Raw genomic sequence first — 12842 nt, forward strand, 5'->3', positions numbered from 1 at the left:
GCGCGCGGTGCCCGTGATCCGAAGCCAGGGACGCTAGGCGATGCGCGTCGACGGCCGGGACATCACCGTCTCGGGCAGGCTGCTGCAGCCGCTGCACCGCCGCACCAACGACATCCTGCGGCTCGGCTTCGCGACCGCGTTCCTGGCCGTGATCGTCACCAGCTCCCTGGTCACGCGTCGCGACTGGGTGGCGCTGGAACGCTCGATCTCCGACATCGTCGGGGTGCTCACGCCGACCCAGTCCAACCTGGTGTACCTCGTGTACGGCATCGCGATCCTCGCCCTGCCGTTCGTCATCCTCATCGGGCTCATCCTGACGCGGCAGTACAAGCTCCTCGGCGCCTACGCGGCCGCCGGGCTACTGGCCATCCTGTCGCTGTCGATCACCGCCAACGGCATCGCCGCACCGCGCTGGCACTTCGACCTGTTCGAACGGCTCAACACCACGCTGTCGCAATTCCTCGACGATCCCCGCTGGATCGCGATGCTGGCCGCCGTCCTGACCGTCTCGGGGCCGTGGGTGCCCGCCCGCTGGCGTCGGTGGTGGTGGACGCTGCTCCTGGCGTTCGTGCCCATCCACCTCGTCGTCAGCGCCGTCGTGCCGGCCCGCTCGCTGCTCGGGCTGTCGGTCGGCTGGTTCGTCGGCGCGCTCACCGTGCTGGTCGTCGGCACCCCGGCCCTGGAGGTCCCGCTGATCGGCGCCGTGCGCGCCCTGGCCCGGCGCGGCTGCACCGCGTCGGGCCTGCGGGTCGTCCGCCCCGCCGGCCCGGGACCGCTGGTGCTGGCCGCCAAATGCAGCGAAGGCGGCGAGCCCGCCGTCGTCGAACTGTATGGACCGAACCAGCGCAGCGGCGGCGCCATGCGGCAGCTGTGGCGCTACCTCACACTGCGCAACGACGAGACCGCGCCGCTGCAGACCTCGATGCGCCGCGCGGTCGAGCACCGTGCGCTGATGGCCATCGCCGTCGACGACCTCGGGCTGTCGAACACCACGACCGTGGCGGTGGCGGCCCTCGACCGCGGGTGGACGCTGTACGCGCACACCGAGGCGCGCGGTGCCACCCTCGACGCGGCAGCCGACGCGTCCGCCGCCTGGACGTCGTTGCGCGACCTGCATTCTCACCAGATCTCGCACGGCGACCTGCGCGCCCGCGAGATCACCGTCGCCGACGGCACCGCACTGTTCGGAGGCTTCGGCAACGCCGAGTACGGCGCGTCGGACGTGCAGCTGCAGTCCGACGTGGCCCAGCTGCTGGTGACGACGACGGCGCTGCACGGCGCCCAGCCCGCCGTCGCGGCCGCGATCGACGCGTTCGACGCCGGCACCGTCCTCACGGCGTCGCGGCGGCTGTCGAGAACGGCCATGCCGCAACGGCTCCGACGCTCGGTCGACGACTTCAAGGCCGTCACCTCGAGCGCACGCGACGAGGTGAAGCGGCAGACCGGCGCCGACCGGATCCAGTCCGAGACCATCACCCGCTTCAGCCGCAACCAGCTCATCCAGATGGTCCTGCTGGTGGCGCTGGTGTACGTCGCCTATCCGTTCATCTCCACCGTGCCGGCGTTCTTCGCCGAACTCGGCACCGCCAACTGGTGGTGGGCGCTGCTCGGGCTCACCGTCTCCGCACTGACCTACGTCGGGGCGGCCGCGGCGCTGTGGGCGTGTGCGTCGGAGAAGGTGCACTTCGGCAACCTGACGATCATGCAGGTGGCCAACACCTTCGCCGCCACCACCACGCCCGCCGGCGTCGGCGGGCTGGCGCTCAGCACGCGCTTCCTGCAGAAGTCCGGACTCGGCGCGCTGCGCGCCACCGCCGCGGTCGCGCTGCAGCAGTCGGTCCAGGTGATCACGCACGTCGCCCTGCTCGTCTTCTTCACCGCGGTCGCCGGCGCGTCGGCCAACCTGGAGCACTTCGTGCCGTCGGCGACCGTGCTGTACCTGATCGGCGGCGCCGCCCTCGGGGTGGTGGGCACGTTCCTGTTCATCCCGAAGGCGCGGCGCTGGCTCGCCACCGCGGTCCGGCCGCGGCTCGGCGAGGTGGCGCACGACCTCGTCGACCTGGCCCGCGAGCCCAAACGCCTGGCCGTGATCGTCCTCGGTTGTGCGGCAACGACTCTCGGCGCCGCGCTGGCGCTGTGGGCCAGCGTCGCGGCGTTCGGCGGGGACACCTCGTTCGTCACCGTCACCGTCGTGACGATGATCGGCGGCACGCTGGCGTCGGCCGCGCCCACGCCGGGCGGCGTCGGCGCCGTGGAGGCCGCCCTGATCGGTGGCCTCGCGGCGTTCGGGGTGCCCGCCGCGATCGCCGTGCCGTCGGTGCTGCTGTACCGCGTCCTGACGTGCTGGCTGCCCGTCTTCATCGGTTGGCCGGTCATGCGGTGGCTGACCCGCAGGGACATGATCTGACCCGCACCGGCGACGATTACGGATTCGCGGCCGACCCCAATATCATCGAGTCAGCATGATCGACAACCCTCCGGCCCCGTCGGCCGTGCGTGGGCCCGCCGCAGACCGCATCTCCGCCGAGGCCCGCCGCCGCCGCACCTTCGCCGTCATCAGTCACCCGGACGCGGGCAAGTCCACGCTCACCGAGGCGCTGGTGCTGCACGCCCGCGTCATCACCGAAGCCGGCGCCATCCACGGCAAGGCCGGCCGCCGCTCGACGGTGTCGGACTGGATGGAGATGGAGAAGGCCAGGGGCATCTCCATCACGTCCACGGCCCTGCAGTTCCCGTACTCGACCCACGGCCAGGACTGCGTCATCAACCTGCTCGACACTCCCGGCCACGCCGACTTCTCCGAGGACACCTACCGGGTGCTCACCGCCGTCGACTGCGCGGTGATGCTCATCGACGCCGCGAAGGGTCTCGAGCCGCAGACGCTGAAGCTCTTTCAGGTCTGCCGGCACCGGCGCATCCCCATCATCACCGTGATCAACAAGTGGGACCGCCCGGGCCGCGAACCGCTCGAGCTGGTCGACGAGATCACCGAGCGGATTGGTCTGCGGCCGACGCCGCTCACCTGGCCGGTCGGCGTGGCGGGCGACTTCAAGGGCGTGCTCGACCGGCGCACCGGCACCTACGTCAAGTTCACCCGGACCGCCGGCGGCGCGACCGCGGCACCCGAGGAGCACTTCGACCCCGAGGGTGCGCGCGTCTCGGCGGGCGACGACTGGGACCGCGCGGTCGAGGAGTCCGAACTGCTGGAGGCCGACGGCGCCGACTACGACCGCGAGACGTTCCTGCGCTGCGAGTCGTCGCCGATGCTGTTCACCTCGGCGGCGCTCAACTTCGGCGTCAACCAGCTGCTCGACGTCCTCGTCGAACTCGCCCCGCCGCCGCACGGCCAGGTCGACGTCGAGGGCCACGCCCGCAGCCCGGAGGAGCCGTTCAGCGCGTTCGTGTTCAAGGTGCAGGCCGGTATGGATTCGGCGCACCGCGACCGCATCGCCTACGCCCGCGTCTGCTCGGGCACCTTCGAGCGCGGCGACGTGCTGACCCACGCGGCGACCGGCAAGCCGTTCGTCACCAAGTACGCGCAGTCGGTGTTCGGTCAGCAGCGGACGACGCTGGACAACGCCTGGCCCGGCGACGTCATCGGCCTGGCCAACGCCAACGCGCTGCGGCCCGGCGACACGCTGTACCGCGACGTGCCGGTGGTGTACCCGCCGATCCCGAGCTTCTCCCCCGAGCACTTCTCGGTGGCGCGCGGCACCGACCCGAGCAAGCACAAGCAGTTCCGCCGGGGCATCGAGCAGCTCGAGCAGGAGGGCGTGGTGCAGGTGCTGCGCTCCGACCGCCGCGGCGACCAGGCGCCGGTGTTCGCGGCCGTCGGGCCCATGCAGTTCGAGGTGGCGACGCACCGGATGGCAACCGAACTCAGCGCGCCGATCTCGCTCGAGCCGCTGCCGTACACCGTCGCGCGCATCGTCGACCCCGAGGACGCCGACTTCGTCAACCGGCAGCCGTCCGCGGAGGTCCTCACCCGCACCGACGGCGTGATGCTCGCGCTGTTCGCCACCAAGTGGCGGCTCGAGGGCTTCCAGCGCGACAACCCGAAGGTGGTCCTGCGCTCCCTGGTCGCCGCCGGCGACGACTGAGCCCGTCGGCCGCCGGCCGAGTGTGAATCGCACGACGCCGTCACGGCGTGTCGCGTCGGGAGGTTCACACTCGACGTCGAGATGTGCGGGCGGTGGGAGTCGAACCCACACGCTCTTTCGAGCACGGACACCTAAAGACCGCGCGTATGCCATTTCGCCACGCCCGCCGCGCCCCGAATACTAGCGCGCCACCCCGCCGTCCTCCCGCACTCACCGCGCCGAACTGGAGCGTCACGTCGTGATCGGGCGGCGCCAGCGACGTGACGCTCTCGTTCGGCGGAGGCACGAGGCGCGGTACCGTTGGACCATGTCCACTACGCGCCGTAGGAGACCCGCGCTGATCGCGCTGGTGTGCCTCGGCGCGGCGGGCTGCCTGGGGCTCGCCTGGTGGCAGTGGACCCGCTACGAGTCGACGTCGGGCAGTTTCCAGAACCTCGGGTACGCGCTGCAGTGGCCGATGTTCGCGGTGTTCTGCTTCTACGCGTACTACAAGTTCGTCCGCTACGAGGACGCCCCGCCGCCCGCCCCGGAGGCCGACCGCCCCACCGAGATCCCCGCCGGGTTGCTGCCCGAGCGCCCGGCGCCCGTGGCGGCCGACGACGATCCGGCACTCACCGCGTACAACGCCTACCTCGCCGAGCTGGCCCGCACCGACCGGGGCGATAAGCCCGATCCGTCCGACCGATCGACCGACAGGACCTCCTGATGACCTCGCCCGACCCCGAAGCGCCCGCCGACCGGCCGGAGGCCGCGGACCCCGTGCCCGCGCCGCCGAAGGACACGATCCTCAAGGCGCTGACCGGTTACCGCGTTCTCGCCTGGGTGACGGGTCTGTGGCTCATCGCGCTCTGCTACGAGATGGTGCTGAAGTACGGCTTCGGCGACGACTCGCTGAGCTGGATCGCCGTCGTGCACGGCTGGGTGTACTTCGTCTACCTGTTGTTCGCGGCGAACCTCGCCGTCAAGGTGCGCTGGCCGATCGGCAAGACCATCGGCGTGCTGCTTGCCGGGACGATCCCGCTCGCGGGCATCATCGTCGAGCACTTCCAAAGCCGCAAGATCAAGGCCGACCTGGGCCTGGCGTAACCACCGCCGCATCGCGCCGCTCGTCGGCGTCGATGCTCCACGCCAGCCGGTCGGCGTACTCGGACAGCGATGCGACGTCGGCGGCCGCCCAGCCGTGCTCCCCGCGCGGTACGGCCCCGCGCAGCCGGTAGAGCAACTCACACCCCCGCGGCGTCAGGTAGAACACCGGCGATCGCCCGTGCTCGACGCGGCCGGTTCCCGACGCGAGGCCGTGGCGCAGCAGCTCCGCCACGTGCCGGCTCGCCGACGGGACGTCCAGACCCGTCGCATCCGCCAGTTCCGTCAGCGTCGTCGATCCCGCCTCGTCGATGTGTCCGAGCACCGCGCGCGACGCACCGGGTGGCGGCCCGCCGCCGTCTGCCGCCGCCGAGTGCCTGCCCAACAGCGAGAGCGACGAATCCAGGTGCGGCGCCGGATCGTCCCACGGCTCGGGTTCGGGCACGGCGTCATCGGAATGCAAAGCGCCGTAGTCCAGGGCGCCGCGACCACTGACCCGTGCCGCCGGGATGAGCAGCGCCAGCACGGCGGCCAGCGCCGCGACCGCGGCCGTCACCAGCAACGCAGTCCGGAAACCGGCCAGCGTGGGCACCTCCCGGCCGGCGAACGACATCGTCATCCCGGCCAGGATCGCGCCGACCACGGCGCTGGAGATCGAGGTTCCCAACGAACGCGCCAGCGCATTGATCCCGTTCGCGGCGGCGGTCTCCGAGATCGGCACCGCGGCGTTGATGAGCGCCGGCATCGACGCGTAGGCGAAGCCGACGCCGATGGACACCAGGACGTTGAGCACCATGATCTGCCACGGCGCGGCCAGCAGCACCAGCCCGGCGAGGTAGGACGCGGCGATGATCAGCGCACCGACCACCAGCGTGAAGCGCGGTCCCCGCACTGCGGCGACCCGCGCGGCCAGTGGCGAGGTCACCATCATGGCGAGGCCGCCGGGAGCCATCCAGAGCCCCGTCCACAGCAGCGACTGGCCGAGTCCGTAGCCGGTGGCGGTGGGCATCTCGAGGATCTGCGGCGCGACGAGGGAGAGCCCGAACATGCCGAAGGCGACGGCGACCGACGCGACGTTGGTGGCGAGCACCGGACGCGTCAACGTCGTGCGCAGGTCGACCGTCGGCGAGGGCACCCGCAGCTGCCACCACACGAAGACGGCGAACACGACGAGCGCCGCGCCGAACATGCCCAGCGTCAGGCCGCTCGTCCACCCCCAGCCCTGACCCTTGGAGATGCCGAGCAGCAGCGTCACCAGTCCGGCGGCGAGCAGGAGCGCGCCGAGCGGGTCGAGCCGGTCCGACGAACGCGACGGCACGTGCGGCACCAGGAAGGTGAACATCAACAGCGCGAGCACACCGAGGGCGGTCGCGAACCAGAACAGCATGTGCCAGTCGTAGTGCTGCGCGATCACCGCCGACAGCGGCAGGCCGAGGGCGCCACCGACGCCGAGCGAGGCGCTCATCGAACCCATGGCGGGACCGACGCGCTCGGCCGGGACGCAGGTGCGCAGCACGCTGATGCCGAGCGGAATGATGGGAATGCCGAAGCCCTGCAGGGCGCGCCCGACGACCAGCGGCAGCAGCGAGCTGGTGCTGGCCGCCACCAGCGAGCCGACGATGAGCATCACCGAGCAGGTGACGAGGATCGGTTTGGGCCCGTACATGTCGCCGAGCCGCCCGAACACCGGTGTGGCCACCGCCGCGGTGAGCAGCGTCGCCGTGACCGCCCACGACGCGTTGGCCGGGCTGGTCGACAGCAGCGACGGCAGACCCGGCACCAGCGGGATGATGAGCGTCTGCATCAGCGAGACGCTGACGCCCGACGCCGCGAGCACCGCGACCAGCAGCGACGGGTGGGCCGCGGACCCGAAGCTCAGCAGACCACGACGCACGCCGCGAACACTACATCGTTAGCCGAACTATGCGAAATGGCGTCGGCCGGTCAGAGCAGCGCGCGCAGCGCCGGGACCAGCAGCGTCAGGGCTCGACCGCGGTGCGACGCCGCGTCCTTCTCCTCCGGGCTCAGCTCGGCCGCGGACCGGTCCGAGCCCTCCGGCACGAACACCGGGTCGTAGCCGAAGCCGCCCGCCCCGCGCGGGGCGTCGGCGATCGTCCCCCGCCACTCGCCGCGCACCACCGTCTCGCCACCGGCGTGCACCAGCGCGCACGCCGAGACGAACGCCGCGCCCCGACGCTCGGCGGGCACGTCGCGCAACTGTCCGAGCAGCAGTGCGGTGTTGGCGGCATCGTCGCCGTGTCTGCCCGACCACCGGGCCGACAGCACGCCCGGCATCCCGTTGAGCGCGTCGACCGCCACCCCCGAATCGTCGGCGACCGAGGCGAGGCCCGTCGCGGCGAAGGCGTCGCGCGCCTTGGCGAGTGCGTTTTCCTCGAACGTCGCGCCGGTCTCGGGGGCCTCGTCGAACGCCGGTACGTCGTCGAGGGACAACAGACGCAGACCGTCGACGCCCGCGGCGCGGAGCACGCGGTGCAGTTCGGCGAGCTTCTTCGCGTTGCGCGACGCGACCAGGACGTCGGTCATGGCTCAGCTGCCGAACGACTTCTTCTGCGGGCCCATCGGCTCGGGCAGCACGCCGGGGTACGGCAGTGCGAGCGCGGTGTTCTGGATGGTGAACAACTCCTCGCACGCCGCCATCGCGGCGTCGAGCATCTTGTCCAGCGTCGTACGCGGGAAGGTGGCGCCCTCGCCGGTGCCCTGGATCTCGACGAGCGTGCCGGTGTCGGTGGCCACGACGTTCATGTCGACCTCGGCGCGGGAGTCCTCCGAGTACGGGAGGTCGACGCGCACCCGGCCGTCGACGACGCCGACCGACACCGCGGCGATCGCGCACGACAGCGGCCGCGGATCGGAGAGCTTGTTGGCGGCCGACAGGTAGGTGACGGCATCGGACAGCGCGACGTAGGCCCCGGTGATCGCCGCCGTCCGCGTCCCGCCGTCGGCCTGCAGCACGTCACAGTCCAAGGCCACGGTGTTCTCCCCGAGCGCCCCCAGGTCGATGCACGCGCGCAGCGAACGGCCGATGAGCCGGCTGATCTCCTGCGTGCGGCCGCCCACGCGACCCTTCACCGACTCGCGGTCCGAGCGGTCGTGCGTCGCGGCCGGCAGCATCGCGTACTCGGCGGTCAGCCAGCCCTTGCCGGAACCCTTGCGCCAGCGCGGCACGCCCTCGGTGACGCTGGCGGTGCACATGACCCGGGTCTGGCCGAACTCGACCAGCACCGACCCCGCCGGATGCGTGGTGAAGCCCCGGGTGATGGTCACCGGGCGCAGCTCGTGGTCGAGGCGGCCGTCTTCTCGTCTGGACACGCGCCAACCCTAGCGGTCGGATCCGACGGCGAACCTCAGGGATGCGTGACGTCGAAGGACTCGTCGCACACCACGGCGTGCACGGGACCGTCGAACTCCGCCTTGGCCTCGCCGATGACGTCCTCGCGCGACGTCCACGGCGGAATGTGGGTCAGCAGCAGCTCCCGCACGCCGGCCGCCGCGGCGGCGCGGCCGGCCTCGGCACCGGACAGGTGCAGCTTCGGGGGCCGGTCCGGGCTGTCGGTCCAGGACGCCTCGCACAGGAACACGTCGGCGCCGCGCGCCAGTTCGACGAGCGCGTCGCAGTAGCCGGTGTCGCCGCTGTAGACGAACGTCGCGCCGGACGGATCGGTGAAGCGCATGCCGTACGACTCGGTCGGGTGGCACACCAGCCGAGGCAGCACGTCGAGGGCACCGATGCGCACCGACTCGCCGTCCACCCACTGGTGCACGTCGAAGATGTCGGTGAAGTCGTCGATCTCGCGTCCCTCGGGCGAGGACGCCGCACCGAGCCGCGCCCAGGTGGCTTCGGGGCCGTACATCAACGCGCGGCCCTTCGGCGGGGACGGGTGGTACCGCCGCCACACGAACAGGCCGGGAAGGTCGAGGCAGTGATCGGCGTGCAGGTGCGACAACAGGACGCTCACGGTCCCGGGGTCGGCGTGCCGCTGCAGCGCCCCGAGGACGCCGCCGCCGAAGTCGATGACGAGCGGTGGGGTGTCCGGTGCGGTCAGCAGATAACCGGAGGCAGGCGAATCAGGCCCGGTGACACTGCCGGAGCACCCCAGCACGGTGATTCGCACGCCCACTAGCCCAGATTTTTCGCGGATTCTCGCTTGTGGTGGTGTGTAGATAAGCGAAAGTGCCTGTCCTGCAAGGGATAATTGGACTTCTCTAAGGTTCAAGTATTCCTACGGGAAGGCACTTCGCAGGTGAAGAATATCGCGGCCGCATCGCGGGTGAAAGTGTCGGCTGACGGCCGTGGTGTCGTGTCGCATGCCGGGATGGGCTTGCTACGTGAACTTGCCGATCTGACCGGGTTATCGGCGCAGGTCACCGCCGCGTTGGCCGACACCTACCGCGGCCCGTGGGTGTACGCGCCCGGGGAGGTTTTCGCTGATCTGGCGGCCGCGATTGCTGACGGCGCCGATTGCATCGACGGTGTCGGGCAGTTGTGCGGCGACCGTGAGCACGTGTTCGGCGCGAAAGCCTCGACGACCACGATGTGGCGGTTGATCGATGAGCGGATCGACGCCGCGCACCTACCCGCGGTGCGGGCGGCTCGCGCCCATGCCAGAACGGCGGCGTGGGCTGCAGGCGCTGCCCCCGCGGTCAGACGATGGCTGCATATCGACATCGATGCCACCCTGGTGATCGACCACTCCGACAACAAGACCGGCGCCACACCGACCTGGAAGAAAACGTTCGGGCACCATCCGCTGCTGGCGTTCCTGGACCGACCGGAGATCGCCGGCGGGGAAGCCCTGGCCGGGATGCTGCGCACCGGCAACGCCGGCTCCAACACCGCCAGTGACCACGTCATCGTCTTGGAGCAGGCACTGGCATCCCTGCCCGCCCGGTGGCGGCCCGACCCCACTCGTGGCGATGATCCAGACCGACCACAGGTGTTGGTGCGCTGCGACACCGCCGGGGCCACCCACCGGTTCGCCGATGCCTGCCGCGAGCAGGGGGTGGGGTTCTCCTTCGGCTACCCCGTCGATGCCCGGGTGCAGGACGCCGTGGACACCCTCAACATCGGCCAGTGCTGGTATCCGGCGATCGACACCGACGGCGGCATCCGCGACGGCGCCTGGGTCGCCGAAGCCACCGACCTGGTCAACCTCTCGACATGGCCGCCCGGCACCCGGCTGATCCTGCGCAAAGAGAGACCGCATCCCGGCGCGCAGCTGCGGTTCACCGACGCCGACGGCATGCGGGTCACCGCGTTCATCACCGACACACCACCCGGTGTCATACCCGGCCAAGTCGCCGGTCTGGAACTGCGCCACCGCCAGCACGCCCGCGTCGAGGACCGCATCCGTGAACTCAAAGCCACCGGCCTACGCAACCTGCCATGCCACAGCTTCTGGGCCAACGCCGCATGGCTGGAAATCGTGCTCGCCGCCGCCGACCTGGTCACCTGGACCCGCCTCATCGGTTTCGGTGACCAACCCCCGCTGGCCCGCGCCGAGATCACCACCTTCCGCTACCGAGTCCTGCACGTCGCGGCCCGCATCACCCGCGGCGCCCGCCAACAACGGCTGCGCATCGACGCCACCTGGCGGTGGGCCGCCCAGATCGCGACCGCCTGGCAGGCCATCCGCACCGCCTTCGGATAGCACCAGGCCCACCCGACCCACCAATCAGAAAGACCAGGCCCCAGGAAAGCCCGTCCCACCCGGCGACACGGGATACCCCTCCACATCGCTACGCAGAAAGCCCCATCCAGCAACACAATTCAGCGGCAGAACGGCCCGGCATCAATTCGATGCAAAATCGAGGCTAGCTTGCCATGCCCCGAGGTGCCGCGACGAAAACATCACGTCTTTGGGCGACGAGTTTCATCGCCCGGCGTGCGTGTGACGGTTCACCTGCCGCGACGCGGCGCGCGAGGCCGGCCGACGAGGCGGTCACGTGTGGCCCGCGCCTCACGTCAGCAAATCGGGCCGCGGCGCCGCGACCGCGGTGCGGCGCTCTCGCGCGCGCCGTTCCGGCCCGCTCAGCAGGTAGGCGGCGAGCACACCGGCGACCGCACCGCACAGGTGCCCCTGCCAGGACACGCCGAAGGTGCCGGGCAGCACGCCGAGCAGCACGCTGCCGTACACGACGAGCACGATGACGCCGACGACGATCTCCCACACCTTGCGGGTGAAGAAGCCGAACACGATGAGGAACGTCAGCCAGCCGAAGATCAGCCCGGACGCCCCGATGTGGTTGGTCTCCACCCCGGGCGGCGCCCCGGCGTTGCCGATGAGCCAGGTGCCGAACCCGCCGACGATCCAGATGACGGCGGTCGCGACGATGAACCGGGCCATGCCCGCCAGGGTCATCAGGAAGCCGAGGACGAGTGCGGGCCCGGTGTTGGCCATCAGGTGCTGCCAGTTGGAGTGCAGCAGCGGGGAGAACAGGATCCCCCACAGGCCGTCGGACTCGAGAGGGCGAATGCCGTTGTCGTCCAATCGGTGTCCGGTCAGGCCGTCCCACACCTCGATGACGTAGAGCAGCGCGACGAAGCTGACGATCGTGACGCCGCCGACCATCCACGCGGGCCGCCGGCGGGGGCCCGAGGTGGTCGGCTGCCCCGGCGTCGTCATCGCCGGGCCGCCACGGCGCGGCGTCGGTCCGTCATGCCCACAGCTGTCCCTCCAACGCGTCCTCGGCGTCGTCCAGGCTACCGGCGTAGGCGCCGGTCGACAGGTACTTCCACCCGGCGTCGCACACCGTGAACACGATGTCGGCGCGCTCGCCGGCCTTCATCGCCTTGGCGGCCATCCCGAGCGCCGCGTGCAGGATCGCGCCGGTCGAGATGCCCGCGAAGATGCCCTCGACCTCGACGATCTCGCGGGTCCGCCGGATCGCGTCGAACGACCCCACCGAGTAGCGCGTCGTCAGCACCTCCGGGTCGTACAGCTCGGGGACGAAACCCTCGTCGAGGTTGCGCAGCGCGTAGACACCCTCGCCGTAGCGGGGCTCCGCCGCGACGATCGCGACGCCCGGCACGTGCTCGCGCAGGTAGCGGCCGGTCCCCATGAGCGTTCCCGTGGTGCCGAGGCCCGCGACGAAGTGCGTGATCTCCGGCAGGTCGGCCACGATCTCCGGCCCGGTGGTCTCGTAGTGCGCAGCGGCGTTCGCCGGGTTGCCGTACTGGTAGAGCATCACCCAGTCGGGATGCTCCTCGGCGAGCTGCTTGGCCGTCGCCACGGCGGTGTTCGACCCGCCCTCGGCGGGCGAGTAGATGATCTTCGCGCCGTACAGCTCGAGCAGCTGACGCCGCTCGATCGACGTGTTCTCCGGCATCACGCAGATCAGGCGGTAGCCCTTCAACAGGGCAGCCATCGCCAGCGAGATACCGGTGTTGCCACTCGTCGGTTCCAGCAGCGTCGCGCCGGGGGCGATCCGCCCGTCGCGCTCGGCCTGCTCGATCATCCGCAGCGCGGGACGGTCCTTGATGGACCCGGTGGGGTTGCGGTCCTCGAGCTTGGCCCACAGCCGGACGTGGGGGCCGCCGCCGTCGGCCGGGTCGGTGTCCTCCCAGCGCGGCGACAGGCGTTGCAACCCGACGAGCGGGGTGTCACCGAGGGCGTGCAGCAGCGAGTCGTAGCGGGCCAT

At 70.9% G+C, this 12842-nt stretch carries 11 protein-coding genes and 1 tRNA gene; 5 read left to right on the forward strand and 7 right to left on the reverse strand.

What is annotated here, in order from left to right; all coding sequences use genetic code 11:
* The first annotated feature begins 40 nt into the window (after nt 1-40).
* Nucleotides 41-2407 (forward strand): lysylphosphatidylglycerol synthase transmembrane domain-containing protein, encoded by a 2367-nt coding sequence (locus FZ046_RS24855; protein WP_070351878.1) that lies wholly within the window; start codon nt 41-43, stop codon nt 2405-2407.
* A 55-nt stretch (nt 2408-2462) separates the two neighbouring features.
* Nucleotides 2463-4100, forward strand: a complete 1638-nt coding sequence (locus tag FZ046_RS24860) for a peptide chain release factor 3 (protein WP_070351879.1) — start codon at nt 2463-2465, stop codon at nt 4098-4100.
* An 84-nt stretch (nt 4101-4184) separates the two neighbouring features.
* Here the strand turns inward: FZ046_RS24860 and FZ046_RS24865 are convergent.
* A tRNA-Leu gene (locus FZ046_RS24865) sits at nt 4185-4267 on the reverse strand.
* Nucleotides 4268-4407: 140 nt separating this feature from the next.
* On the opposite strand from FZ046_RS24865, the gene FZ046_RS24870 reads away from it, so the two are divergent.
* Both FZ046_RS24870 and FZ046_RS24875 read left to right on the forward strand, forming a co-directional pair.
* Complete coding sequence (locus FZ046_RS24870) at nt 4408-4806, forward strand: hypothetical protein (protein WP_070351880.1); 399 nt, start codon at nt 4408-4410, stop codon at nt 4804-4806.
* Nucleotides 4806-5186 (forward strand): DUF3817 domain-containing protein, encoded by a 381-nt coding sequence (locus FZ046_RS24875; protein WP_083298033.1) that lies wholly within the window; start codon nt 4806-4808, stop codon nt 5184-5186. Before FZ046_RS24870 ends, FZ046_RS24875 begins: the two co-directional genes overlap by 1 nt.
* On the opposite strand, the gene FZ046_RS24880 is transcribed toward FZ046_RS24875, so the two are convergent.
* The 4 genes from FZ046_RS24880 to FZ046_RS24895 are packed head-to-tail and all read right to left on the reverse strand — an operon-like array spanning nt 5161 to nt 9322.
* Nucleotides 5161-7077 carry an MFS transporter gene (locus FZ046_RS24880; RefSeq protein WP_246182855.1) on the reverse strand — a complete coding sequence of 639 codons (1917 nt, stop codon included), beginning with the start codon at nt 7075-7077 and terminating at the stop codon, nt 5161-5163. The two genes, FZ046_RS24875 and FZ046_RS24880, sit on opposite strands and share 26 nt — an antisense overlap.
* 50 nt (nt 7078-7127) lie before the next feature.
* Nucleotides 7128-7727, reverse strand: a complete 600-nt coding sequence (rdgB, locus tag FZ046_RS24885; protein WP_070351881.1) for an RdgB/HAM1 family non-canonical purine NTP pyrophosphatase — start codon at nt 7725-7727, stop codon at nt 7128-7130.
* Between the two features lie 3 nt (nt 7728-7730).
* Nucleotides 7731-8513, reverse strand: coding sequence for a ribonuclease PH (rph, locus tag FZ046_RS24890; protein ID WP_070351882.1), 783 nt, complete (start codon nt 8511-8513; stop codon nt 7731-7733).
* A gap of 35 nt (nt 8514-8548) precedes the next feature.
* Complete coding sequence (locus FZ046_RS24895; RefSeq protein WP_070351883.1) at nt 8549-9322, reverse strand: cyclic nucleotide-degrading phosphodiesterase; 774 nt, start codon at nt 9320-9322, stop codon at nt 8549-8551.
* 123 nt (nt 9323-9445) lie between these two features.
* On the opposite strand from FZ046_RS24895, the gene FZ046_RS24900 reads away from it, so the two are divergent.
* Entirely contained in the window at nt 9446-10852 is a 1407-nt protein-coding gene (locus tag FZ046_RS24900) for an IS1380 family transposase (RefSeq protein ID WP_070356442.1), read from the forward strand.
* Between the two features lie 309 nt (nt 10853-11161).
* Here FZ046_RS24900 and FZ046_RS24905 read toward each other — a convergent pair whose 3' ends face one another.
* Both FZ046_RS24905 and FZ046_RS24910 read right to left on the reverse strand, forming a co-directional pair.
* Nucleotides 11162-11827: a rhomboid family intramembrane serine protease gene (locus FZ046_RS24905; protein WP_070351884.1), complete on the reverse strand. Its 666-nt coding sequence runs from the start codon at nt 11825-11827 to the stop codon at nt 11162-11164.
* A gap of 31 nt (nt 11828-11858) precedes the next feature.
* Nucleotides 11859-12842, reverse strand: a complete 984-nt coding sequence (locus FZ046_RS24910) for a PLP-dependent cysteine synthase family protein (RefSeq protein ID WP_070351885.1) — start codon at nt 12840-12842, stop codon at nt 11859-11861.

Origin of the sequence: Mycolicibacterium grossiae (assembly GCF_008329645.1) — a bacterium.
In the GTDB taxonomy this organism is placed as follows: domain Bacteria; phylum Actinomycetota; class Actinomycetes; order Mycobacteriales; family Mycobacteriaceae; genus Mycobacterium; species Mycobacterium grossiae.

Excerpts from the sequence above, each read along its gene's own strand:
- FZ046_RS24855 (WP_070351878.1), top strand. The coding sequence starts at position 41 with ATGCGCGTCGACGGCCGGGACATCACCGTCTCGGGCAGGCTGCTGCAG.
- FZ046_RS24860 (WP_070351879.1), top strand. The coding sequence starts at position 2,463 with ATGATCGACAACCCTCCGGCCCCGTCGGCCGTGCGTGGGCCCGCCGCA.
- FZ046_RS24870 (WP_070351880.1), top strand. The coding sequence starts at position 4,408 with ATGTCCACTACGCGCCGTAGGAGACCCGCGCTGATCGCGCTGGTGTGC.
- FZ046_RS24875 (WP_083298033.1), top strand. The coding sequence starts at position 4,806 with ATGACCTCGCCCGACCCCGAAGCGCCCGCCGACCGGCCGGAGGCCGCG.
- rdgB (WP_070351881.1), bottom strand. The coding sequence starts at position 7,727 with ATGACCGACGTCCTGGTCGCGTCGCGCAACGCGAAGAAGCTCGCCGAA.
- FZ046_RS24905 (WP_070351884.1), bottom strand. The coding sequence starts at position 11,827 with ATGACGACGCCGGGGCAGCCGACCACCTCGGGCCCCCGCCGGCGGCCC.
- FZ046_RS24910 (WP_070351885.1), bottom strand. The coding sequence starts at position 12,842 with ATGGCCCGCTACGACTCGCTGCTGCACGCCCTCGGTGACACCCCGCTC.